This window comes from Nocardia sp. CA-120079, from assembly GCF_050955745.1.
GTDB lineage: Bacteria > Actinomycetota > Actinomycetes > Mycobacteriales > Mycobacteriaceae > Nocardia.
This window is the reverse complement of sequence record NZ_CP192088.1, coordinates 1,395,969-1,418,604: the sequence shown is the minus strand read 5'-3', so window position 1 is coordinate 1,418,604 and position 22,636 is coordinate 1,395,969. Positions and strand designations below refer to the sequence as shown.

The window sequence follows — 22,636 nt, the reverse complement described above, 5'->3', positions numbered from 1 at the left end:
GTGCTCGGTGACGCCCAGCACTCGCCAAGAAAACCGGAGAATTTCCCGGTAAAGTTCGCCTCGCTGGACGGGGAAACCTCGTTTGTTGGCTGGACGGGGGAACCTGATGAAGCGCTCGAGCGCCCATGCGGCGCCGCTGCTCGCCGTGATCGGCGCGCTGGTGTCGCTGCTCGGCACCGGATGCGCGTCGGTATCCGCGGTGGATGCCGAGCCCGTCGTCGGCGCGCTGCCGGAACCTCCGCTGACAGCCAATACGCTGCACGCCGAGCTGCGCTTGCCCGCGCTGCGGTGTCAGCTGCCGCCGATCGAGATGAGCGCGGCGGGCCAGCGGCAATTCGTGCAGACCGAGCTGGACTGCTTGACGAAGGCCTGGGATCCGGCCCTGCGCGCCGCGGGCATGGGCCTCGCGCCGCCGCAACTCGTGGTGGTCGACAACCTGACGACCGGCTGCTCGAAACAGGTCCAGTCCACCGATCCCGCGTTCTATTGCGGCGGCACTGTGTACTGGCCGACCGACGATCCCATCCATCGGGGATGGGGTTCACAACTCGGGCAATACCTGATGTTCGTCGTGATGCACGAATACGGGCACCACCTGCAGTCCTCCGCCGGCATCCTGCGCAGCGCCGATCGGGATATCGATTCGGCGGGCGAGAAGTCACCGCTCGGCCTGGAACTCAGCCGACGCATCGAACTGCAGGCCCAGTGCCTGGCCGGTGTGATGCTGGCGGCAGCTCAGGCCGGTGGCATGCTGACCCCGGCCGAGGCCGTCGATTTGATCGATATCCAATCCGATACCGAGGAGGATCCGACCCACGGCACCGGCGTGAACAGCCGGCGCTGGGTCGAATCCGGTTACCGCAGCGCCTCGACGTCATCGTGCAATACCTGGGCTGCCGCGCTCGACGAGGTGGAGTGATCCAGCCTCAAGCGATGGACAGGGCGATGCCGTCGAGAATGTCGTGTTCGCTGACGATGAGGGCGGAAATGTCGGCGCGGCGGGACAGCTCGTAGGCGAGCACCTCGGTGATGACGGCGCCGCCGCCGATCACATCGACGCGGCCGGGATGCATGGGGCCGAGGGCGGCTCGCTCGTCGTGGTTCATGCCGATCAGGCGATCGCAGACCTCGCGCACCTGGTCCAGGGTGAGGCTGGTGAGATGGACTCGCTCCGAATCGTATTCGGGCAGATCGAGGGCCACGGCGGCGATCGTGGTCATGGTGCCCGCAACGCCGACCCAGGTGTGCGCGCCCTCGACGGGGACCTTGGCGAAGGCCTCATCCAGTCGTTCGGTGGCGAATTCCCGTGCGGCGGCGACCTGTTCGGCGGTCGGCGGGTTACCCGGCAGGCATCGCTCGGTAATGCGGACACAGCCGATATCGGCGGAGAACGCGGCACGGACACCATCGCTGTCGCCGACGACGAGTTCGGTGGAACCGCCGCCGAGATCGACGACAACGAAAGGCCCTGCCTCGCTCGCCAATTCGCCGACCGCACCGGTGAAGGAAAGCCGCGCCTCCTCGTCACCGGTGATCACCTCCGCCTCAGCACCCGCCACCACGGTGCCGAGTTCGGCACGGGCCATGGCGAAGAAGTCCTCGCGGTTGGCGGCATCGCGCGTCGCGGAGGTCGCGACCATCCGCACCCGGCCGACCCCTGCCGCCCGCATCAGCGCGGCATAATCGGCGAGCGCGACCCTGGTGCGCTCGATCGCCTCCGGCGCAAGCGCCCCTGTCGCATCCACCCCCTGTCCCAGCCGCACAATGCGCATCTCCCGGTGCACATCCGCCAACCGCCCATCGCCGAGCACCTCGGCGATCAATAGTCGAATCGAATTCGTCCCACAGTCGACTGCCGCTACCCGATCGCTCATTGCTCAGCTCCGCTCATTTCAGCCCCGGCCAATTTCCCACACACGCGCAACGGCGCGTCCAGTCATCCAAGTTCGCGCACCGCCCGCCTCGGCGCGTGCGCTCATCACAGCGCCCGCGCTGAGCACAGCGCGCACAATCTCTCCAGCGCCCGTAGTCAGTTCAAGCGCCGCGCGCACGTCATCGCCCGTCGGTCGGGGTGTGTGGCGGCTCGTATTTCGGCCAGTCGGCGGGGATAGCGGTGCCGCGGAGGCCGTGGTCGGCGGCCATGGCTACTGCTTCGTCGCCGAAGGGGTTGACGCCTGGGCCCTTGGCAAGCGCGTGGGCGATCAGGACGTGCAGGCATTTCACTCGTTCGGGCATGCCGCCGCCGGTGAAATCGGTACCGAGCGATTCGATTTCATCGCGCTCGGCCAGATAGCTCTCGTGGGCAGCGCGGTAGGCGGCGGCCAATTCCGGGTCGGTGGCGAGGCGTTCGGTCATTTCCCGCATGACGCCCGCGGATTCCTGCCTGCTCGCCTCTGCGGTGAGGCGGGGATCAGTCAGGTAGTAGAGGGTCGGGAAGGGAGTGCCGTCGGGCAGCCGCGGCGCGGTCTTGACCACCGCGGGCAGCCCGTCCGGGGTGCGGTAGGCGACGGCGAGTACGCCGCGCGGTTCGCGTCCGAGCTGCTTGGCGATGATCTCGAGATCGCGGTCGTTCGGTGCGGTCACCTGGGTCCTTCCGGTGCTGGCTGCGGCGCGGGCGGCCCGGCCGGTGCGGCCACGGGCGCCGGGGCCTGCTGCGGTTGCGAAATACTGCGCCACAGGTCGGTGTACCAGGGCTCGGGCGCCTTCGACCGGGTCGGTGCGGCGGGCGGCGCGGGCGCTTCGATACCCGGCACCTGGACGATATAGGGCGTCTCCCCCGGCATGACCAGCCGCAACCGGTCCCTGGCCTCGGAACGCACGTAGGCCGGATCCTGTTGCTGCGCACGGCGATCCCGCAACTTGGCGAGATCGGCCTCGAGTTCGATGCGCTCCTGCGCCAGCTGCGCTGCCTCGGCGCGCTGGGCGAAATAGGTGCGCAGTGGAACGGCCAAGGTCAGCGCGAGTGCGCACACGACGACGGCCAGGATGACCGCCTTACCGGTGGACAGCCCGAGGATGGTGCGATCGTGCTTGTCCTCGTGCCCGCCGGAGCGCAGCCCTATCTTCTGCGGCTTGGCCTTGTCGGCGGATTCGGACCGCCTGCGGGTCGTCCGCTTCGGTGCGGCCGCCGGCGATTCGGCGGACGGGCGCGATCTGGCAGAGCGCGACGTGCGGCGGTTCCCGCGTCCAGCCGGACTGGATCCACGCGCACGTCGCTCTGTCATACCGCTCTCTGTATCTAATTTGCGGTGCTCCCGGGGCCCTTCGTGGTTACGCTCGCTACCGCCTCCGGGCCCGTCGCTCGCACCGCGCGCTGACTAGCCTTCGAACGCGAACCGCGGGAACGCGACGTCACCCGCGTACCGTGCGGAATCGCCGAGCGCATCCTCGATGCGCAGCAGCTGGTTGTACTTGGCGACACGCTCGCTGCGCGCCGGGGCGCCGGTCTTGATCTGACCGCTGCCGACCGCTACGGCCAGGTCGGCGATCGTGGTGTCCTCGGTCTCGCCGGAGCGGTGGCTCATCATCGTCTTGTAGCCGTTGCGGTGCGCGAGCTCGACGGCATCCAAAGTCTCGGTGAGCGTGCCGATCTGGTTGACCTTCACCAGCAGCGCATTGGCCGCGCCCTTGGTGATGCCCTCCTCCAGGCGCTCCGGGTTGGTGACGAACAGGTCGTCGCCGACCAGCTGCACCTTGTCACCGATCTGGTCGGTCAGCGCGACCCAGCCGTCCCAGTCGTCCTCCGACAGCGGGTCCTCGATGGAGACCAGCGGGTAGGCGGTGAGCAGTTCGGCGTAGAACTGCGCCATGTCGGCGGCCGAGCGGACACTGCCTTCGAACTTGTAACCGCTGCCCGCGGTGTAGAACTCGGTGGCGGCGACATCGAGCGCGAGCGCGACATCGGTACCCAGCTTCAGGCCGGTCTTCGCGATCGCGACACCGATCAGGTCGAGCGCTTCCTTGGTGCCCGCGACGGACGGCGCGAAACCACCCTCGTCACCGAGACCGGTGGACAGGCCCTTGGACTTCAGCACCGACTTCAGCGCGTGGTACACCTCGGCACCCCAGCGCAGCGACTCCTTGAAGGTGGTCGCGCCGATCGGGGCGACCATGAACTCCTGGACGTCGACGCCGCTGTCCGCGTGTGCGCCGCCGTTGAGGATGTTCATCATCGGCACCGGGAGCACGTGCGCGTTCGGGCCGCCCAGGTAGCGGAACAGCTCGAGGCCCGAGGATTCGGCGGCGGCGCGGGCCACCGCGAGCGAAACGCCGAGCAGGGCGTTCGCACCGAGGCGGGACTTGTCCGGGGTGCCGTCCAGATCCAGCAGGACCTGGTCGACGGTGCGCTGCTCGACCGCGTCCAGGCCGATGACGGCGGGCGCGATCTCGTCGAGCACACCCTCGACGGCCTTCTGCACACCCTTGCCGCCGTAGCGCTCGCCGCCGTCGCGCAGTTCGACGGCCTCGTGCTCACCGGTGGAGGCACCGGAGGGCACGGCAGCCCGGGTCAGGGTGCCGTCGTCGAGGGCGATCTCGACCTCGACAGTGGGGTTTCCGCGGGAATCCAGGATCTCGCGAGCTCCGACCTGTTCGATGATGGCCACGAAAACGACACTCCTTCGGCTGTTGGCACGGTAGGTCTGACGGGAAGGGCCGTGCGCTTGCGAGCCTAGCGTCCTCGCGCATTGCGCAGTAACCGGCACTCCGACGAATCCCTTCGCACTGTCGCGATAAGCACCCGTCGTTTCCGCCAAGGGGTGCTCATGCCCGGCGCCCGACGCTGTACGCGGCGGCGCGATCGCGGACGGTCAACAGATAGGCATTCGACTGGTTGTAGGTCAGCAGAGCCTGCTGCCAGCCGCGCTCGGAGGTCAGATCGCCGCCGCTCGCGCACAGGTAGCGGGCCGCGGTGAGGGCGGCGTCATCGATATTCTGCGGATCGGCGACACCGTCGCCATTGGCGTCGACACCCCAGCGCTTCCAGGTCTCCGGGATGAATTGCAGTGGGCCCAGCGCCCTGTCGAACTCCGGGTCGCCGTCGAGCTTGCCGCCGTCAGTGTCCTTGACCAGTGCCACACCCGGCGCACCGTCCAGCGGTATGCCGATGATCGGCGGGCGCACCGTGCCATCCGCATCGACCTCCGAACCGCGATGGGTGCCGTGCTTACTCTCCACACTGGCGATCCCCGCGATGGTGGTCCAGGCGATCCCGCAGTCCGGCCGGGACCGGCCCATGATCGCCGCGGCATAGCCGTACGCCTCCAGCGAGACGCTCGGAATGCCGAGTTTGTCGGACTGCTCGTCGGCCCAGTCGCGTAACTGCACGGCGGTGCGGCCGGGCGCATCCAGATCGATCAGTGGCAGCGGCGTACCGGGACCGGGCGGGATGCCCTCGGGAATGGGCGGAAGATTGCGTTCGGCGCCGCAACCGGCGAGTACAAGGATCACCATTGCGGCGACCAACACGCCGATCAGCTTCGCGAGCATTCCTCCATCATCCGGATCCGAACGACAATCCCCGCGATGCACGCGTCGCGGCAAGCCAAGCGCCATGTACCCCTCCCCTGCAGACCCCGCATGCCCGGTGGTCACGCGCTCCGTGATCCGAGATTACCGAGCAGATCGCCGATAACGCAGCCGCCGATTCGTCGTCGCAGAACTACCGCGCATCGCGCACACGCTGTGCGCGGGAAACGCCTATCCGAGGAGTTCGCGGGTCGCGGTGTGCGCCGGGGCGGTGAGGACCGCTGTCGCCGAGCCGGATTCGACAATGCGGCCGTGGTCGAGGACGACGAGGTGGGAGCAGTGTCCGGTGACCAGTGTCATGTCGTGGGTGATGACGAGCAGGCCGGTGTCGTGTTCGGCACGGATGCGGTCCAGCAGGTTCATGATCGAGACGGCGGTGTTGTGGTCCAGGGCCGAGGTGATCTCGTCACAGACCAGCACGGCGGGTTCGGCCGCGAGCGCTCTGGCGAGCGCCACCCGCTGACGTTGACCGCCGGAGAGTTCGTACGGGTAGCGGGTGGCGAGCTCCGGTGCGAGTTCGACCGAGTCGAGTAAGTCGGTTATGCGCCGCGCCAGTGCTCGTTTCGATACCCCGCCGATTCGGCGCAGCGGACGGCCGAGCGTCTGGGCGACGGTACGACGGGGATTGAGCGCGGACCGCGGGTTCTGCGTGACCAGCTGAATACCATTGCGGCCGTTGCGAGCTCGTCGACTGCGGCCGATCGGGATCGACGCACTTCGAAGTTCGAGCGATCCGGTCGCTTCCCGGTGCAGACCGGCGACAACCCGCGCGAGAGTGGTCTTTCCAGCTCCTGACGCCCCGACGATGGCCAGTGCCGCGCCGCCCGGCAGCACGAAATCGATGCCCGCCAATACCTCCTGCCCGTCGATCGAGGCCCCGATGTCCTGACCGCGCAGGACGGGTTCGGCAACCAACTCGACTGTCCTGGAGCGCACAGCTACCGCACCCTGTCCTTCGCTGGGCCGCGGAGCCGCGTCCCCGGTGTCGGCCTCTCGACCGAGTCGCGGCTCCGGAACCACCGCCACGCGCACGACCGATGCGGCACCCCCGTTCGATTGCGGTGAATCCGATATACCCGAACGAGCCGGCACGGGTGTGCGGCCGATTACATCGATGGGCACCGCACCCAACTCGACCACGTCATCCGCGATCGTATGAATGGTCGCGGTGTCGTGCCCGGACAGCAAGATCGCGGCAGAGCGCTGAGTGGCGATATCGGCCAGCAGACGGGCGATTTCGGTGCGCAGGGAACCGTGCAGGCCGGCGAGGGGCTCGTCGAGAACGAGAATTCCGGTGTGGCGAACCAGCGCACGCGCAAGGGCCACTCTGCGCTGCTGACCGCCGGAAAGTTCGCCGGGCCTGCGGCGCAGGTGTTCGTCGGACAGACCGACCAACTCCAGCGTCTCGGCCACCGCGGCAGCGGGGTGGCGAACCTCGTCGAGCAGGGAACGCACACGCATCAACGGATTGAGGGCTGAACCGGGATCCTGCCCGACATAGGCGATGCGGTCACGCCGGAACCTTTGCAGTGCAGCAGGATTCAATGCGAATACGTCCTGCCCCGCGACCACGGCCGATCCCGCGGATCGCCGGGCTCCCGTTGGCAGATGCCCGAGCAGTGCCCGCATCAACGTGGTCTTGCCCGATCCCGACGGACCGGTCAGGGCGGTGACCTTACCCGCCGCGACGCTGAAACTGGTGGGCTCGAACAACTCCTGACCATTCGATCCGCACACGGTCAGCGCATCGACGACGACAGACGCATTCATCCCCGCTCCTCCAACGCATTGCCTGCGACCGGTGACTCCGCCCCGGTCGGCCCCAGCGACTCGCAACCGCGTGCCCATCGCCGTGGCCGGTGCTGATCGAACGAGGTGACCGCGAGATTCACACTGACCGCGACCACCGCGATCGCCAGGCTCGGCGCCAGCACGGACCAGGGGTTCAGCAGCATGCCGGAAGAGTTCTCGCGCACCATGACCGCCCAGTTGCTCGCGCCGAGCGTGGTCGGCAGTTGGAGGAACGATGCGGTGCTCACCACATACACGCCCTCCACGAAGCGAAGACCGAGTTGGGCGGCCAAGACCTCGCGCAGATTCGGAATGACCTCACGAAATACCAAGTGCGGCAGAGTTTCACCGCTCGCTCGAGCGGCCTCGACATAGCCGCTGGCAGCGACTCCCGCCGCAGCGGCCGCGGAAACTCTTGCACAGTACGGAGTGCCGAAGAGCAGAGCCACCACGACCAATCCGTAGCCGCCCGCATCCGGCCAGGCCGTCAGTACCAGCAAGATTCCGAGAACCGCCGGAAGCAGGATCGCGAAATCGGCAACGCCCTCGATCAACGCACCGACCCGAGGACGCAGTGCCGCGACCGCACCGAGCACGCACGACAACCCGGTCACCGCGGCCGCGATCACACCCGCCAGCAACAGCAGGCCCCAACCACCGTAGAGCAGTTGCGCCAGCACATCCCGCCCGAGTCGGTCCGTGCCCAATAAGGTGTCCGCACCCGGCCGCCCGAATGGTATCCCGACGGCCTGCTCGGCGGGCCGAGTAGCCAGGCTCGGCCCGAGCGCAGCCGCGATAACCACCACCAGTGCGGGCAATGCGGTGAGGAATCTCTGCACCTGCGACCTCCCGATCCGTGCCACCGGAATCCGCTGCGCGCCGGTCATATCCGCCCTCGCAATGCCCAGGCCCGAATCCCGTCTGCGATGGCTAGCATCGCCATGATGACGATCCCGGTCAGCGCGACCACCGCGGCGATCAGCGAGGTGTCCCGATCGGCGACCGACCCCGCGAGCACCGCACCGAGTCCCGGGTAGTTGAAGATGGTCTCCACCACCAGCGCACCACCGAGCAGCATGCCGACCGTGGTCGCGAAACTCGCCACAATCGTCGGCAGCGCGAACGGCAGCACATGCCTGGTCAGCACGGTGGTGGTCGAAAGCCCGTCCAGTACCGCACTTTCCACATGTGGCGAGCGCGCGGAGTCGAGCAGGGCCGCGCGCACCACCCGGGTGTTCCAGCCGGTCTGCGGTATCGCCAGTGCGAGCACCGGCAGCACAAGCATGTCCGGACTGGCCGGAAATCCGGAACGCCCAGTGATCGTGACGGCAGGCAACCAACCGGCGCCCAAGGAGAACACCAGGATCAACAAGGTCGCGATGACGAACTCCGGAATCGCGGCCGCCGCTGTGGTAGTCGGCTGCAGGAACCGGGTGGCCGCGCCCCGCCGCGTCGCCCACCAGCCGCCGAGCAACAGCGACGCGACCACGGTCACCAGGAAGGCGAGTCCGCCGAGCAAGAGCGTCGGCGGGAACTTGTCGGCCAGCAGCTCATTGATCGATCGCCCGCGCGCGGTGCGACCGAAATCACCGGTCGCCACACCGGATATCCACTCGACGAACCGCACCGGCAGCGGTCGGTCCAGGCCGAGTTCGTGTGCCTTCGCCGCGATCTGCTCCGCGGTGGCGTCGCGGCCGAGCACCGCGCGGGCGGAATTGCCCGGCAGCAGATCGACGGCCGCGAACACCGTCGCCAGCAGCGCGACCAACAGCAGGACGCGCCGGATGAGGAGTCGGGCGAAGGACATCACTGCGCGAGCCAGGCCCGTTCCAACTGCACCCTGGCGAAGCCGCCCAGGGTCGGCACATCGCGCACCCGGGAAGTCGCGATATCGATGCCGTCGGCCATGCCCCACACCAGATAGCCGCCGCGGGCATATTGGATCCGCTGCACGTCACGGGAGGCCGCCGCGTATTCCGAGTCATCGGGCGCGGCAAGTGCTTTCGCGGTGGCCAGATCGAATTCGGCATCCTTGAAGGCGGTTTCGTTGCGATTGGATGTCGAGGACATCAGCTTGGTCGCGAAGAACAGTGTGGAGTCATTGGTGCCCCAGGAGACCGTGTAAAGCGGCGCCTTCAGCCAGGTCTGGTCGTAGAAAGTGTTCGACTCCTGCGTCACGACATCGAGGCGCAGCCCGATATCGGCCAGCTGGGTGGCGATCACCTTCGCCGATTCGACCTCGCCAGGGGCCTCGGCCTTGGTGAGGAACTGGTAGCTGCGCCCGGTATCGAATCCGGCATCGCGCAGCAGCATCTTGGCCCGGTCCACATCGCGGCTGCGCTGCGCAATGGTGTTGTCGTACAACGGATCACCGGTACCGAGAATGTCATTCGCGACGGTGCCGTACCCCGAATGCACCTGATTCACCAGCGCCTTGCGATCGACGCCCAACCGGATCGCCTCGCGCACCCGAGCATCGGCGAAGGGGCCGTCGGAGGTCCGCATCGCGACCCCGACCATGGTGTCGTTCGACCGCCGCACCACCCGCAGATCACCGCGGCCCTCGGCGATGCGTCCGGCGATCGCACCGACATTCGAGGCCAGATCGATCTGTTCGCCGAGCACCGCATTGCCCAGTGCCGTCACGCTGTCGAACATGGTGACCTCGATGGCATCCAGCAGTGGCGCCGTGCCGTACCACCGGTCGTTGCGCACCAGCCGGGCATTGCCACCCTGATAGGACTCCAACCGGAACGGCCCGGTGCCGATGGCCTTGGTGAAATCGGTGGTGTCCTTCTTGACGGTGAAGGTCATCAACCGAACCAGTAGCGGCAGTTGCGAATTCGGTTCGGGCAGTGCGATGACCACCCGATTCGGGCCGTCCGCGGTGATGTCCTCAACGGCGGCAGGCATTTTCGACGCGCCGCCGACGGTTCGCAGTCGACGCAGCGACCACACCACATCATCGGAGGTGACCGGGGTTCCGTCGTGGAAGGTCGCGCCGTCGGCGATGGTGAAACTCCAGCGGCGCCGCTGCGCGTCGGCTTCCCACCGACTGGAAAGGCGCGCAGCAACATTCGGGTTCGCGCCCGGTACCGTGAGCGCGTCGTACACCAGCGAGGTGATGAGGAAGTCGCTGTCATTGCTGAGATTCGCATGCGGATCACGTTCGATTCGCGCCGCGCTGCCGAGCGCACCGACTCGCAGGGTGCCACCGCGCCGCGCGGGGCCGTCCGAATTGCCGCCGTCCGAACATGCGGCGGCCAACAGCACCGCGCCGACACCGAGTCCCGATCGCAGGAGCTGTCGTCGATTCCATTCCATGGTGCTGCCTCCTCGAACCTCAACGAGTTACCCGCGCGCGACCCGCAAACCCTGGCGAATCCAGCTAGGACAGGCTAGCCTAATAGGGTTCCGGCCGTTGAGCTTTGCCGCACCACAGCTACCAGTCACCGCCCCGAAGACAATGCCGCAAATTTGCTACACCTAGCTGCGGCAGGCTTCGCCCTCAGCCATAGGCGTTCGTCATTTTACGACTCGCTTAGGTAAGGCTTGCTTAACACGGCCGGACCCACTAGCTTCGCAGATCGAATCGTCATACCCCCGCTTTTCGACCCGATGCGAAGAAGGGATCACTGGTGAAAGGCGTTCTCTCCGAACGTAAGACGCTTCACCCACTAGATATCGAACGGCGCGAGCTGCCGACCACCGCCGGACATGCGGTGCGGGCTCTCGCTCGCGAGATATGCATCACAGTCGACTCCTGGCCCGATGGCACCACCGACCTCGCGCGCACGTTGACCGATCCGGCACTGCTCGAGCAAATCGATGCGCGTGTCGGCGAGTTGCCCGATGCGGTACGTGTCGCTCTGCGACCGCCCGCCACCGCGGCCGGTGCCACCATCGTCGGCAAACTGCCGTTGACCGATGCCGAATGCGGCCCGACCCCGCCGAGCTGGGTCGAAGCGGCCCGCTGGAGTAGCGAAACCGACCGCCGCGCAAGCTCATTCGAACTCGATATCGCGATGCTGCTGCTCGCCCGCAGCGCGGGTGAACCGTTCGGCTGGCAGGGCCAGCAGGGCGGGCGGCTGGTCAACAACATCGTGCCCTCGCCCGGTCACGAACACGAACAGTCAGGCGCGAGTAGCAAAACCTTGCTCAGCCCGCACACCGAGGACGCCTTCCACCCGGACCGGGCAAACCTGTTGATGCTCGCGTGTCTGCGCAATCCGGACGGCGTCGGCACCACCGTCTCCTCGGTGCGCCGGACCGAGCTCTCCGATGACGAGCGCCGACTACTTGGCACGCCGACCCTGCCGATCCTGCCCGACGTCTCCTACGGCACCGGTCACGAACGCTACTCAGCACTTCCGTTGCCGACGCTGTGGAGCGCCGAATCAGTCGACGACACAGCGAATTTGACGCTTCGCTACGATCCGGCATACACCCCGCTCGACGATGCCGATACCGAATTCCGGCTGGCCTACGCGCGCCTCACCGCGGAGCTCGAACGCGTCTGCATCACCGCCGCGCTGACCCCCGGCGAGCTATTGCTGGTGGACAATGACGTCGCCGTGCACGGCCGAGTACCGTTCACCGCGCGCTACGACGGCACCGACCGCTGGCTCAAGCGCGTCAATGTCCGCCTGCCCGAACGCCGACGGCGGGCCGCCGAGGCCGACGAAAATGGTTATGGGCAACGGATCGTCGCCCCGTTCCGAGCGGCAGGCAACCCGCTCGCGATCGACGGTGTACCGGCCCGGGCTACCACCCGGACCGCAGTAAGGCTGGATACGACACAACATGATCGAGGAACCGTTGAGCACTCGTGACCGGAGCACACCACTGCGTGTGCTGAGCCGCAGCGATCTCGCCGACGTGCCCATCACGCCCGCCGATGTGGTGCGCGCCGTGGAGGAAGCGTATCTCGCCTTCGCCGCGGGTGATTCGGATAATCCGCGCAAACTCAGCGTCGCGAATCCGGACGGCTGGTCGGTGGCCTACGCCATGCTCGGGCGCGACGGCCGGCGCCGGGTGGTCGCGATGAAGACCTCCTACAAATTCGATCCCGGCCACGACCGCAGCACCAAGCGCTACTACACGACCATCACGCTCTACGACGACAGCACCGGTGCGCCGATCGCCATGATGGACTGCGCCAGGGTCGGCGCACTGCGCACCCCGGCGGTGTCAGCCCTGCTGGTGCGTGAGACCGCACGCCGCGGCGCGGAGAGCGTGCTGCTTATCGGCACCGGCACCCAGGGCCGAAATGCCCTGCCACACTTGCTGGCCGCCAATCCGCAGCTGCGCAAGCTGATGCTCTACGGCACCCATCCGGAGGGTCTGGCGGCGGTGCGCGATTACCTCGCCGAATACAACCCGCACGCGTTGCTGGAGACCGTCGAGGATCCGCGCGCGGCCGCCGGTACCGCCGATGTGGTGCTGGCGACGGCCGGACCGGGCACCGAGGTCGGGATCGAATCCGAGGATCTCGCACCGGGATCCACCGTGGTTCTCGTCGGCTACGGTTTGGCGCCGTCCACGCTGGTCGACGCCGATCGCGTAATCGCCACCAGTGCCGAGCAAATGGCGCTGACCGGCACCGATATGGCCGGCCCCGACGGCAGATTGCGCACCGTCGATGCCGAACTGCCACAGATCCTGAGCCGTCGCGCGATCGCCCGGCGCTCCGACGACGAGCGGATCTTCGTCTACAACAGCGGGTTGGTGCTGACCGATATCGCCGTCGCACACGCACTCGCCGAACGAGCCATTGCCGAGGGCCGCGGCACGGAGGTGCCCCTGTGGGACTAGACATCGGCGCCGTCGAGTTCGACAAGAAGGTGCGCACCCCCGGCACCGCCGAACCCGACGGCACGCTGCTGTTCGACGACGGCTCGACCCGCGACAAGGTCAAACTCGGCGATGATCGGTCGGGCACCGAGACTGCCCCCGATCCCGCCGTAGTGGCGGCTGTGCGGGGCCTGCTGAGCATCTGCGCACCCGCCCTGCCCGCACACACCGACGACTGGGAGCGCAGGCTGCTCGCCGATCCGAATCTGCTCGGCGATATCGCCTTTGCGATCGGCGGGCCGTTCCATGTGATGTATCCGTCACGAGTCGCGGTGAATATCAACGGATTTCAGCAGGTATTCGAGCAGGCCGGTGTGGACGGGGTCGTCTACTTCGGCAAGAAGGCCAACAAGGCGGCCTGTGTTGCCCGTGCTTGCGCCGAATATGGCGCGGGCATTGACGTTTCCAGTGTGGGTGAGCTGAATGCCGCGCTGTCACAGGGGGTTCGCGGTGACGAGCTGATGGTCACCGGCCCCGCCAAATCCGACGATCTGCTGTGGCTTGCCGTGCGGCACCGCGCATTGATCGCCGTGGACAGTCTCGACGAGCTCGACCGGTTGGCCGCATTCAGCACCCCCGCCGCCGCGGCCCGCGTACTACTTCGCGTGCTGCCCAATGGATCCGCGAGCCGATTCGGCATGACCGCGGCGGAATTGGACCGCGCGATTTCGGTTATCGGTGCGTCCGGCACCATCGGCCACGAATCGATTCGCCTGCAGGGCTTCAGCTTCCACCTGTCCGGCTACGATGCCGTCGCACGCGCCGAACAGGCCGGCGAATTGATCACCCGCTGCCTGGATGCGCGCACACTGGGCCACCCGGCCCGCACCATCTCCATCGGCGGTGGATTCGGCGTCGATTATGTGCCCGCGCGCGCCTGGTCGGAGTTCACCGATCACGCGAACGGTCAGTGGTTCCACGCGGGGAAGTCGTTCGATTCGTATTATCCGTACCACTTCCCGGCGCCCGGCCCGGCCATGCTCACCGCCGTCCTCGAGCACAACGCACTCGCGCAACGGTTGCGCGACAACGATATCCGGCTCGCTGTCGAACCCGGCCGGGCACTGCTCGACCGCGCCGGATCCAGCGTCTTCCGGGTGCAGGGCAGCAAGACCCGCCACGTCGAAGGTCACCCCTACCAGCTGCTCACCGTGGACGGCACCAGCCTGAGCCTGTCCGAGCAGTGGTTCGACAGTGAATACCTTCCCGATCCGATACTGTGGCCGCCGCGCCCCGGCGAGCTCACCCCGACCTGCGTCGGCGCGGCCAGCTGTCTGGAGTCCGACATGCTCAGCTGGCGGCGCGTCCCGTTACCGAGACGAGCCGAGGTCGGCGATCTGCTGATCTATCCGAATACCGCTGGCTACCAAATGGATTCGAATGAATCGGCCTTTCACGAACTGCCGATTCCGCCGAAGGTGGTGCTGCACGACACCGGCGATCGACTCCGCTGGACGCTCGACGCCGGATGACCCGGCACCCCCAATCGACCAATACCCTTACGGCCCCGAACGAGGAGACCTCCATGCCGCTCGTCACGCGCGTGACGGATCTGATCGGTCGCACCCCGCTATTCGAACTGGCGACCACCGCGACCGGCACCCGGCTGCTGCTCAAACTCGAGCAGTTCAATCCGACGGGTGCGGCCAAGATCAGGATGGCGCGCGCGATGATCGACGATGCGGAGCGTCGAGGTTTGCTGGGTGATGGCGGGCATATTATCGAGTCGACATCCGGGAATACCGGGCTCGGCCTCGCGGTAGTAGCTGCCGAACGTGGGTATCGCTTCACCGCAGTGGTCGATCACCACGCGTGTAAGGACAAGCTGCGCGCGATGCGAGCAATGGGTGCGGAATTGGTGTTCGTCGCCGATGACGGTGACGACAACCTGGCCACCTCGGCGCGGGAGGACCTGGCCGAGGCGATGGCGGCCGGACAGTCCGACGCGTACTTCACCGAACAGCACAACAACGACGCGAACGCGGTCGGCTACTACGCCGTGGCCGAAGAATTGCTAGAAGACGTGGAGCGCGTCGATATCCTGCTCTCCGCGGTGGGCACCGGCGGTTCGCTGTTCGGCACCGCGACCCGACTGCGCCAACTCGGCTGCACACCACGGGTGATCGGCGTGGAGCCGGTCGGATCGATCGCCTTCGGCGGACCGGGCGGGCCGTACTGGCAGTCCGGTACCGGCACCCCACCCGGCGCCACCATCGGCACCGCCGTGGACTATTCGCTGCTCGACGAGGGCGTCAAGGTTTCCGATGTCGCGGCCTTCGCCACCGCTCGCGCGGTCGCGGCCGAGCTGGGCCTGATGATCGGCGGCTCTGCGGGCGGCTCGGTACACGCCGCGCTCACCCGCCTCGAGGAGTTCCCGCCCGGCTCGACCGTGGTCACCATCGTCTGCGACGGCGGCGAGAAATATCTCGACACGGTCTTCGACGACGAGTGGATGCGCGAACGCGATCTTCTCGACGCCGCCACCGAACGCGATGTGCGCGCCATGCTCGACCGCTACGCTCCCGTCCGCCATGCCCAACTTGTCGAGGCGCGATGAAGCACACGCGCGCTTTCGATCACCGTTGCGCGACACCGCCCACGTCTGAAATGATCACCTTGTTAGGGTTACCTAACCAAAATGAAGCTCAGCGGCGAGTTGGGACGAGGCGCATGGCGATCGATTTCGGGATTCGACCGGTGGAGGTGCGATGCTGAATCTGTCCACCTTCCGTGCCGATGGGCGACAGCTCACCGCGCTGGCGGCACCGATCGCACTCACCCAACTCGCACAGATCGCGGTATCGACAACCAATATCGCACTGATGGGCACGCTCGGTGTGCGCGAGGTCGCCGCAGGCGGGCTGGCGATGGTGCTGTTCAACCAGATTCGCACGATGTGCGTCGGTCTGATCACCGGGACCGGGAATCAGATCGCGTCTTCGACGAGTGCGGCGGATAAGCGTGGTGAATCCGCGGACGGGGAGGTCCGCGATATCGTCCGCTCGAGTTTCCTGATCGCTACCTTCGCCGGAATCCTCGGCGGCGCCGTGCTGATCGGACTCGGCTGGGCGCTGCAATGGCTCGGCCAGGACGCGGGCGTACTCGCCGACGCGCGACCGCTCATGCTCGCGCTCGCGCCCGGACTGCTGCCCTGCCTGTGGTTCCAAGTACTGCGGCAGTACACCGTCGGTATGCAGCGTCCGCAGGCCCTGCTGCTGGTCACTCTCGGCTCGGTGGCGCTGAACCTCGTACTGGCCCTTACCTTCATGCACGGCTGGGTCGGACTGCCCGCACTGGGATTGACCGGCATCGGCGTCGCGACCTCCCTGGTCTTCCTGATCACCTTCGGCGTCTTCTTCGCGATGGTGCGCGCCGATGCGGCACTCGGCGCCACCCTGCCGCTGCGTCCGTGGCCGGTGCACGTGCCGACCATCTGGGCCGAGATCGAACTCGGTGCGCCGATCGCGCTCACCTACGGTTCGGAAGCGGGCATGTTCTCCGTGCTCGCCCTGGTGATGGGCAGTATCGGACCGGCCGCGCTGGCCGCGCACAATGTGGTCTACCAGATCATCTACATCGTCTTCCAGATCGCGATCGGCCTGTCGCACGGTGCGTCCATCCTGGTCAGCCATGCCGTCGCGCGTGACGAATACGGCCACGCCCGTGCGCTGGCCTGGTTGGCGCTACAGCATGCGGGCATCGTCGCCGCGGTCACCGGCGTGGTCTATATCGCCGCGCCGAAAGTCGTGCTGAGCCCCTTCCTCGAACCCGGCGACACCGCGACGATCGAACTGGCCCGCTCGCTGCTGCTCATCGGCATCGTGCTCCAATTCTTCGATGCCGCACAGAACATCGGCACCGGCCTGCTGCGCGGTCTGAAGGAAACCAAGGCGGGCTTCCGCCTGTCCCTGGTCGGCTACTGGCTCATCGGCCTGCCCACGGCCCTGCTGCTGGCCTTCCCGGTCGGCCTCGGCGCCGCGGGCGTCTGGTGGGGTCTGACCGCGGGTCTGGCCGGCACGGCCGCCCTCATGCTCCGCCGCTACTTCGCTCTGCTCGACACCGCCGCTTCCACCCACCCACACCCTCTCCCGCAATCCCTACCCAACCCTTCCCGGCCTCGTGAAATCCGGACCTAACGGGCGGCGGAAAGTATTGTGCAGCAACCTGATAGCGTGCGGGGAATGCGGCAGAGCCTGGCATTGAGTTGTGAGCGGATCTCCGCTGAACTGCTCGACCACTTCGACGGGGTCGGGATGGTGCGCGGCGAGTACGTGTTCCGCGCGGCCGGGAAATATCCGACACCCGAATCGGTTTCGAGCTATCTCGTGCCGTATCTGCGACATATTGCGAAGCGGGCGAGCGGAACGACGATCTGGTATCGCACCATGGAAGCCGATACCGCCGAATGCAATATCCTCGACGGCGTCGAAGAGATCATCGACGAGCCGCATAAACTGCTCGGCCTGCGCGGTATTCGCCGAGCGCGTCGTTTTCCCGACGCATTCGTCGCCGAACTCGAGGGCATTGCACAGGTGCGCGACGAGGGCGCGGACATCGGCGTGCTTTTCCCCTTCGTCACCTATGTCGACGAATTGCAGTGGGCCATCGAGCAGACCAGGGCCGTGATCGGCGACTGCCCGGTCGCCACCATGATCGAGATCCCGTCGCTGCTGCTCGAGGTCGACCGGGTCGTGACCACCGGGGTGTCCCGGGTGGTGATCGGCTGCAACGATCTGTCCTCGCTGCTGCTCGGCCAGGCGCGCGCCAGCCTACGCCCCGTTCGCCCGGTTCCGCCGCTGCTGCGCGCGATCGAGCGCGTCACCATGGTGGCCGCCGCCGCGGGCGTGCGGACCGCGGTCGCGGGCTATCTGCATCCGGACCTGCTCGCGGCCTGCGCGAACCTCGGCGTCGACGAATGCGTGCTGCACTACTCCGATCTGCCCGAGGTGCTGGGTGAGCAGTTCGCGGACCTGCCGGATCTCGATGTGCTGCAAGCGATCAAGCGCAAGACGCGTGCCGCGATCGCGGTATACGAGGCGGAGCGGGCGGCCGGGTCCGATCCCGACCACCCGCACGCCCATCAGACGTTGACGCCGTAATCGCGGGCGATACCCGCGAGCCCGGAGGCATAGCCCTGACCTATGGCGCGGAACTTCCATTCGTTGCCGTACCGGTACAACTCCCCGAACACCATGGCGGTCTCGGTGGACGCATCCTCGGTGAGGTCATACCGGGCCAACTCGGCGCCGGTGGTCGCGTCGACCACGCGGATGTAGGCGTTGCGGATCTGGCCGAACGACTGTCCGCGCGCATCGGCATCGTGGATGGAGACCGGGAAGAAGATATTGGTGATCGTCGGCGGGGTCGCCGCCAGATCGACATTGATCACCTCGTCATCGCCTTCGCCCTCACCGGTGAGATTGTCACCGGTATGTTCGATCGTGCCCTCGGGCGAGCGCAGATTGTTGTAGAACACGAAGTGCTGATCGGACAGCACACGCTGATTCGGCCCGGTGGCGAGCGCACTCGCATCGAGGTCGTAATCGGCCCCGGTGGTCGTTCGCACATCCCAACCGAGCCCCACCGCAACCTTGGTGAGGTTGGCGGCCTGCTTCGACAGCGAGACATTTCCGCCTTTGGCCAATGTGACGCTCATGATCCCCTTCCGTTCGACGCGTTCGCGCCGCCTTTCATCACGATTATTACTCTGTACCGGACACCTTGTGCCGGTTCAGTTCTCGATGCCGATCTTCTCGAGCGACCTGCAAGCAGTCGCTAGCGGCTCCACGCGCGCAGTGTCTGCACGCGCCCTTCGAGCGCATGCAATTCGCTCGCGTCCAGGACAGTGCGCTCGATTCCGTGCGCCACCGCGAAGGCCGACTGCCGGTGGTCATCGATGACTTCGACATCGATCTGGACCGCGACATAGTCTGTCGCACCGGGCATTTCCTCGGCGATAACCCGCGCCTGCCCGCGCGCGCACAGCGCGACATTGCCACCGCCGAGAATCAGCAGTGCGACATCGGGCCGTTCGCGCAAGCGCGCCAGCGAACCGCGATCGAATTTCAGGCTGAGCAGAATCCGCCGATCATCCGCGCGCACCGGCCAGGACACCGGAATCGCATGCGGCGCTGGGTCGGTGGTGACCAGCACCGCGATCGTCTCCTGGGGCCATTCCGGAAGTACGTCCAGTTCAGGATGATCGGCCGTAGAGTGGTCTTGACGTTGCACGGGGCTCGCTCCGGCTGCCATGTTCGTCACCTCTTGATCGCTGCCACGCGGCGGGCTGTGCCACGTTGCCTGCAAGTCTAAGGTGCTGTGGCCCTTATTCGCTGGCGCTGCGACCTTTGTCCGAAGTGCTCACAGGCACCTCTCAGGACACTGATACGCCGCCGCCGGGTGATGGGCAGCGCCCTGGCTCAGTGGCGGGCCATCTCCTCGCGCGGGATTATGCGGTGAGGCTACCCTATTTTCAATGGGGCAACCGGGCCCAGCCCTCTGTCCGGGACACCTCTCGGGCGTCCGGATTGACGGGTCGGCACAGTCGATGCATCATTGCTGACAGACCCTGTTCAGCAGGGCTTCTCCATTCGCCGGCCGATGTCTGTCCGGCCCGCGTGCTGCTCTCGGTACCGCTCGGCCGCCGCGCCTTGCCCGCACCGACAGCATTACCCAAGAAGACGCGTTGGCGTCCGGCCGTGAGTGAGGTGAGAACGACATGGTGTACCGATCGTCTGAGACCCGGCTGATCACTTCGTTCCTGCACTACGGCATCGTCCCGAATTTCTGAATTCGGCCGCGCCGGGCACGGCAACCGCAGACGACGTCCGTCGACGTCGTCCGCGGCGGTGCCCGGGCTGTAGCGGCTACCACGGGACATTTCGGCACACACACGGACGTGGGGAGCAGACACATGGTTGATATGGGGGCAAGGAATTCCGGCGCGGTCGATATGGTGGCGTGGCCGACGGCGGGCAATCTCGTCGTCTCGCCCGCGATGCTGGACGACCTGAGCTATCTGCGCGGCGAGTTGGCGGCCGCGGAGGTGCCGTTCCTGCTGATTCGTGATGGCGGACATCGGCTGGCACTGGCCGCGGATGCCGCGCACCGGACGATGGTGCGTCGGGTGACGGCCACCGCGATTGCCGCGGGATTCGCGTGTGCCGAGGTGCAGCACAATGTCTTCCGGCTCGGTCGCGATGCCGATCCGGCGCATTACGTGGATCTGGAGCTGTGGGAGTACCACGGCGACACCGTCGAATGCCCGCGGCCGAATGTCTTCACCCGCAATGTCTTCGACCTCGCCGATGTCGAGCGCACGGAAGTTCGCCTGTTCGACCGCAATTGGCCGACATTGACGGATATGTTCGCGCCACAGCCGACCGATGTCGGCTTCGATATCGATCTGGTGTTCTCCTGGGTCGATGGCACAGATCCCGAATTCCGTGCCCGCCGTGCGGGAATGCTGGCCCAGGTCGTGGTCGGCGAGGGCGATGACGCGGATGCTCGGATCCGCCAGATCGACGAACTGAAGTACGCACTGCGCTCGGTGTACAAGAACGCGCCGTGGATTCGGCGGATCTTCATCGCGACCGATTCCGCGGTGCCGGGATGGCTCGACGAACATCCTCGGGTGACGGTGGTGCGCGCGGTCGATCACTTCAGCGATACCAGCGGGCTGCCCACCTTCAATTCCCATGCGGTGGAATGCCAACTGCAGCATATCGACGGGCTCAGTGAGCATTTCCTGTACTCGAACGACGATATGTTCTTCGCCCGGCCGGTGCGTCCGTCGATGTTCTTCAGCCCGGCCGGGGTTAGCCGGTTCATCGAGGCAGGCACCCGGATCGGGCCGGGCCGAAACAACGAGCGGCGCAGTGGTTTCGAGAATGCGGCACGGAAAAACCGGGAATTGCTGGCCGGACGGTTCGGACATGTCATCACCCGGCACCTGGAACACACCCCGGTTCCGTTGCGGCGCAGCGTATTACTCGAGATGGAGCGGGAATTCGCGACCGACTTCGCGCGGACCAGGGCGAGCAGATTCCGTGCGGCCACCGATATTTCGGTGACGAATTCGCTGTACCACTACTACGCCATGCTCACCGGGCGCGCGGTGCCGCAGGAGATGGCGCGGATGCGCTATGTCGACACCACGAGCCGACGCGGGCTCGCACTGCTCGACACACTGGCGGCAAACCGTGATGTCGACTTCTTCTGCCTCAACGACGGCAGTTTTCCGGAGGTCCCGGAGGCCGACCGGGTGCGGGCGGTGTCGGAATTCCTGTCCACCTATTTCCCAGCCCCCGCGCCGTGGGAGCGGGTCAGTGCACGGCCTCGTCGTCTTCCGGAGTCTGCGCCCGGCGCCGCATGACCCGCGGGATGCGCGCGGCGGGCGGGATCACGATGCCCTCCTCGGCCAGCTTGCGCGCCGCTTCTTCCGGAGTGGACGGGGAGCCGACGGTCGGGCCGCGATCGATCGGGACCACCGAGTGAACGATGGTGTCCGGATAGATGTGCACGTAATTGAAGGCCTGCGCGCCGTCGCGGCCGCGCAGGCCGCCCTCGGCGACGGCCAGATCCTGGCTGTAGCAGGTCGCCGAGGCGACCGAGACCGGGATGCCCGCGAAGGTGGCACTGGTCGAAAAGTGCAGGTGCCCAGCAAGAATCGCGCGCACGTCGGTGCCGTCGAGCACATCGGCCAGCCTGCGCTGATCACGCAGTTCGACAGTGACCGCCAAATCGAGCACGCACGGCACCGGCGGGTGGTGCATCGCCAGAATCGTGCCGAACGGTGCGGGTTCGGCGAGTACCGATCGCAGCCAGGCCAGCTGTTCGTCGCGGATTTCGCCGTAGTGGTGGCCGGGGACGCTGGTGTCCAGGGCGATGATGCGTAGGCCGTCGATCATGTGCACCCGATCCAGCGGCTTGGTCGACGGGCGCTCGCCGAGCAGGGTCCGGCGCAGTTCACCGCGATCGTCGTGATTGCCGGTGACCCATACGACCGGCGCGCGCAATCGGCGCGCGAACGGTTCCACGATGGCGCGGAGTTTCTCGTACGCATCAGGCTCGCCCCGATCGGTGAGGTCACCGGTGAAGATGATCGCCGTCGGGCGGATGCGGCTGGCCGCGGCCTGGTCGAGCAACTGTCGAAGACGCAGATCCGCGTCCACATCGCCGTACAACTCGCCGTCGCCGGCGATCAAATGGGTATCGCTGAAATGGAACAGCACATGATTCGGTCGCGGGTGCTCCGCGACTCTGCTGGTGGGCACCGGACCGAACGTCCTCCCCGGCGGATTCGCCCGCCATTGGCTTCGGGTTCCATCGCCAGGATAGCGAAGACCTATTGACAGACTGCCCTCCGCAGGGTGACGACATGCTTGCGGGTAGGTGAGAGTTCGGTGTCATCGCGCCGACCGGTGCCGTCGGCATCGATGACCTCCACCACGGCGCCCGCTCCGAG

The 22,636-nt window shown here is 66.6% G+C and carries 20 protein-coding genes; 8 read left to right on the top strand and 12 right to left on the bottom strand.

The window, feature by feature from the left end; genetic code table 11:
* The first annotated feature begins 106 nt into the window (after window positions 1-106).
* A complete protein-coding gene (locus ACQPYR_RS06490; protein WP_433628764.1) occupies window positions 107-919 on the top strand; it encodes a neutral zinc metallopeptidase in 813 nt (270 codons plus the stop codon).
* A 7-nt stretch (window positions 920-926) separates the two neighbouring features.
* Here the strand turns inward: ACQPYR_RS06490 and ACQPYR_RS06485 are convergent, their stop codons facing one another.
* From ACQPYR_RS06485 to ACQPYR_RS06445, 9 genes are all read right to left on the bottom strand, one after another.
* A complete protein-coding gene (locus ACQPYR_RS06485) occupies window positions 927-1,874 on the bottom strand; it encodes an exopolyphosphatase (protein WP_433628761.1) in 948 nt (315 codons plus the stop codon).
* A gap of 178 nt (window positions 1,875-2,052) precedes the next feature.
* Window positions 2,053-2,583 carry a DUF501 domain-containing protein gene (locus tag ACQPYR_RS06480; RefSeq protein ID WP_433628759.1) on the bottom strand — a complete coding sequence of 177 codons (531 nt, stop codon included), beginning with the start codon at window positions 2,581-2,583 and terminating at the stop codon, window positions 2,053-2,055.
* On the bottom strand, window positions 2,580-3,224 hold the full coding sequence (locus ACQPYR_RS06475) for an FtsB family cell division protein (RefSeq protein ID WP_433628757.1): 645 nt from the start codon (window positions 3,222-3,224) through the stop codon (window positions 2,580-2,582). The genes ACQPYR_RS06480 and ACQPYR_RS06475 overlap by 4 nt, the downstream gene beginning before the upstream one ends.
* 93 nt (window positions 3,225-3,317) lie before the next feature.
* Complete coding sequence (eno, locus tag ACQPYR_RS06470; RefSeq protein WP_040690840.1) at window positions 3,318-4,604, bottom strand: phosphopyruvate hydratase; 1,287 nt, start codon at window positions 4,602-4,604, stop codon at window positions 3,318-3,320.
* Between the two features lie 157 nt (window positions 4,605-4,761).
* A complete protein-coding gene (locus ACQPYR_RS06465) occupies window positions 4,762-5,487 on the bottom strand; it encodes a lytic transglycosylase domain-containing protein (protein ID WP_433628753.1) in 726 nt (241 codons plus the stop codon).
* 210 nt (window positions 5,488-5,697) lie between these two features.
* Window positions 5,698-7,296 carry an ABC transporter ATP-binding protein gene (locus ACQPYR_RS06460; protein WP_433628750.1) on the bottom strand — a complete coding sequence of 533 codons (1,599 nt, stop codon included), beginning with the start codon at window positions 7,294-7,296 and terminating at the stop codon, window positions 5,698-5,700.
* On the bottom strand, window positions 7,293-8,156 hold the full coding sequence (locus ACQPYR_RS06455) for an ABC transporter permease (protein ID WP_433628747.1): 864 nt from the start codon (window positions 8,154-8,156) through the stop codon (window positions 7,293-7,295). The genes ACQPYR_RS06460 and ACQPYR_RS06455 overlap by 4 nt, the downstream gene beginning before the upstream one ends.
* A gap of 44 nt (window positions 8,157-8,200) precedes the next feature.
* On the bottom strand, window positions 8,201-9,124 hold the full coding sequence (locus ACQPYR_RS06450) for an ABC transporter permease (protein ID WP_433635034.1): 924 nt from the start codon (window positions 9,122-9,124) through the stop codon (window positions 8,201-8,203).
* Complete coding sequence (locus ACQPYR_RS06445; protein WP_433628744.1) at window positions 9,124-10,641, bottom strand: ABC transporter substrate-binding protein; 1,518 nt, start codon at window positions 10,639-10,641, stop codon at window positions 9,124-9,126. The genes ACQPYR_RS06450 and ACQPYR_RS06445 overlap by 1 nt, the downstream gene beginning before the upstream one ends.
* 314 nt (window positions 10,642-10,955) lie before the next feature.
* On the opposite strand from ACQPYR_RS06445, the gene ACQPYR_RS06440 reads away from it, so the two are divergent.
* From ACQPYR_RS06440 to ACQPYR_RS06415, 6 genes are all read left to right on the top strand, one after another.
* Window positions 10,956-12,149, top strand: coding sequence for a TauD/TfdA family dioxygenase (locus ACQPYR_RS06440; protein ID WP_433628741.1), 1,194 nt, complete (start codon window positions 10,956-10,958; stop codon window positions 12,147-12,149).
* The gene (locus tag ACQPYR_RS06435) at window positions 12,121-13,131 is read left to right on the top strand and encodes an ornithine cyclodeaminase family protein (protein ID WP_357467758.1); all 1,011 of its coding nucleotides are present in this window, start codon (window positions 12,121-12,123) and stop codon (window positions 13,129-13,131) included. Before ACQPYR_RS06440 ends, ACQPYR_RS06435 begins: the two co-directional genes overlap by 29 nt.
* A 152-nt stretch (window positions 13,132-13,283) precedes the next feature.
* Window positions 13,284-14,642 (top strand): alanine racemase, encoded by a 1,359-nt coding sequence (locus ACQPYR_RS06430; RefSeq protein WP_433635032.1) that lies wholly within the window; start codon window positions 13,284-13,286, stop codon window positions 14,640-14,642.
* 53 nt (window positions 14,643-14,695) lie between these two features.
* Entirely contained in the window at window positions 14,696-15,727 is a 1,032-nt protein-coding gene (locus ACQPYR_RS06425) for a PLP-dependent cysteine synthase family protein (RefSeq protein WP_433628739.1), read from the top strand.
* 151 nt (window positions 15,728-15,878) lie between these two features.
* Window positions 15,879-17,306 (top strand): MATE family efflux transporter, encoded by a 1,428-nt coding sequence (locus ACQPYR_RS06420; RefSeq protein ID WP_433628737.1) that lies wholly within the window; start codon window positions 15,879-15,881, stop codon window positions 17,304-17,306.
* Between the two features lie 45 nt (window positions 17,307-17,351).
* A complete protein-coding gene (locus ACQPYR_RS06415; RefSeq protein ID WP_433628735.1) occupies window positions 17,352-18,269 on the top strand; it encodes a putative PEP-binding protein in 918 nt (305 codons plus the stop codon).
* Here ACQPYR_RS06415 and ACQPYR_RS06410 read toward each other — a convergent pair.
* Together ACQPYR_RS06410 and ACQPYR_RS06405 are read right to left on the bottom strand one after the other, a co-directional pair.
* Complete coding sequence (locus ACQPYR_RS06410) at window positions 18,251-18,826, bottom strand: TerD family protein (protein WP_040695304.1); 576 nt, start codon at window positions 18,824-18,826, stop codon at window positions 18,251-18,253. The two genes, ACQPYR_RS06415 and ACQPYR_RS06410, sit on opposite strands and share 19 nt — an antisense overlap.
* Window positions 18,827-18,945: 119 nt before the next feature.
* The gene (locus tag ACQPYR_RS06405; RefSeq protein WP_327093755.1) at window positions 18,946-19,422 is read right to left on the bottom strand and encodes a hypothetical protein; all 477 of its coding nucleotides are present in this window, start codon (window positions 19,420-19,422) and stop codon (window positions 18,946-18,948) included.
* 670 nt (window positions 19,423-20,092) lie between these two features.
* Here ACQPYR_RS06405 and ACQPYR_RS06400 point away from each other — a divergent pair.
* Window positions 20,093-21,544 (top strand): stealth family protein, encoded by a 1,452-nt coding sequence (locus ACQPYR_RS06400; RefSeq protein WP_433635030.1) that lies wholly within the window; start codon window positions 20,093-20,095, stop codon window positions 21,542-21,544.
* On the opposite strand, the gene ACQPYR_RS06395 is transcribed toward ACQPYR_RS06400, so the two are convergent.
* Window positions 21,495-22,445: a phosphodiesterase gene (locus ACQPYR_RS06395; RefSeq protein ID WP_433628730.1), complete on the bottom strand. Its 951-nt coding sequence runs from the start codon at window positions 22,443-22,445 to the stop codon at window positions 21,495-21,497. The genes ACQPYR_RS06400 and ACQPYR_RS06395 overlap by 50 nt on opposite strands.
* Window positions 22,446-22,636: the final 191 nt, after the last annotated feature.

Excerpts from the sequence above, each read along its gene's own strand:
- ACQPYR_RS06445 (WP_433628744.1), bottom strand. The coding sequence starts at position 10,641 with ATGGAATGGAATCGACGACAGCTCCTGCGATCGGGACTCGGTGTCGGC.
- ACQPYR_RS06465 (WP_433628753.1), bottom strand. The coding sequence starts at position 5,487 with ATGCTCGCGAAGCTGATCGGCGTGTTGGTCGCCGCAATGGTGATCCTT.
- ACQPYR_RS06415 (WP_433628735.1), top strand. The coding sequence starts at position 17,352 with ATGCGGCAGAGCCTGGCATTGAGTTGTGAGCGGATCTCCGCTGAACTG.
- ACQPYR_RS06410 (WP_040695304.1), bottom strand. The coding sequence starts at position 18,826 with ATGAGCGTCACATTGGCCAAAGGCGGAAATGTCTCGCTGTCGAAGCAG.
- ACQPYR_RS06425 (WP_433628739.1), top strand. The coding sequence starts at position 14,696 with ATGCCGCTCGTCACGCGCGTGACGGATCTGATCGGTCGCACCCCGCTA.
- ACQPYR_RS06420 (WP_433628737.1), top strand. The coding sequence starts at position 15,879 with ATGCTGAATCTGTCCACCTTCCGTGCCGATGGGCGACAGCTCACCGCG.
- ACQPYR_RS06400 (WP_433635030.1), top strand. The coding sequence starts at position 20,093 with ATGGGGGCAAGGAATTCCGGCGCGGTCGATATGGTGGCGTGGCCGACG.
- ACQPYR_RS06475 (WP_433628757.1), bottom strand. The coding sequence starts at position 3,224 with ATGACAGAGCGACGTGCGCGTGGATCCAGTCCGGCTGGACGCGGGAAC.
- ACQPYR_RS06405 (WP_327093755.1), bottom strand. The coding sequence starts at position 19,422 with ATGGCAGCCGGAGCGAGCCCCGTGCAACGTCAAGACCACTCTACGGCC.
- ACQPYR_RS06460 (WP_433628750.1), bottom strand. The coding sequence starts at position 7,296 with ATGAATGCGTCTGTCGTCGTCGATGCGCTGACCGTGTGCGGATCGAAT.
- ACQPYR_RS06450 (WP_433635034.1), bottom strand. The coding sequence starts at position 9,124 with ATGTCCTTCGCCCGACTCCTCATCCGGCGCGTCCTGCTGTTGGTCGCG.
- ACQPYR_RS06490 (WP_433628764.1), top strand. The coding sequence starts at position 107 with ATGAAGCGCTCGAGCGCCCATGCGGCGCCGCTGCTCGCCGTGATCGGC.
- ACQPYR_RS06485 (WP_433628761.1), bottom strand. The coding sequence starts at position 1,874 with ATGAGCGATCGGGTAGCGGCAGTCGACTGTGGGACGAATTCGATTCGA.
- ACQPYR_RS06435 (WP_357467758.1), top strand. The coding sequence starts at position 12,121 with ATGATCGAGGAACCGTTGAGCACTCGTGACCGGAGCACACCACTGCGT.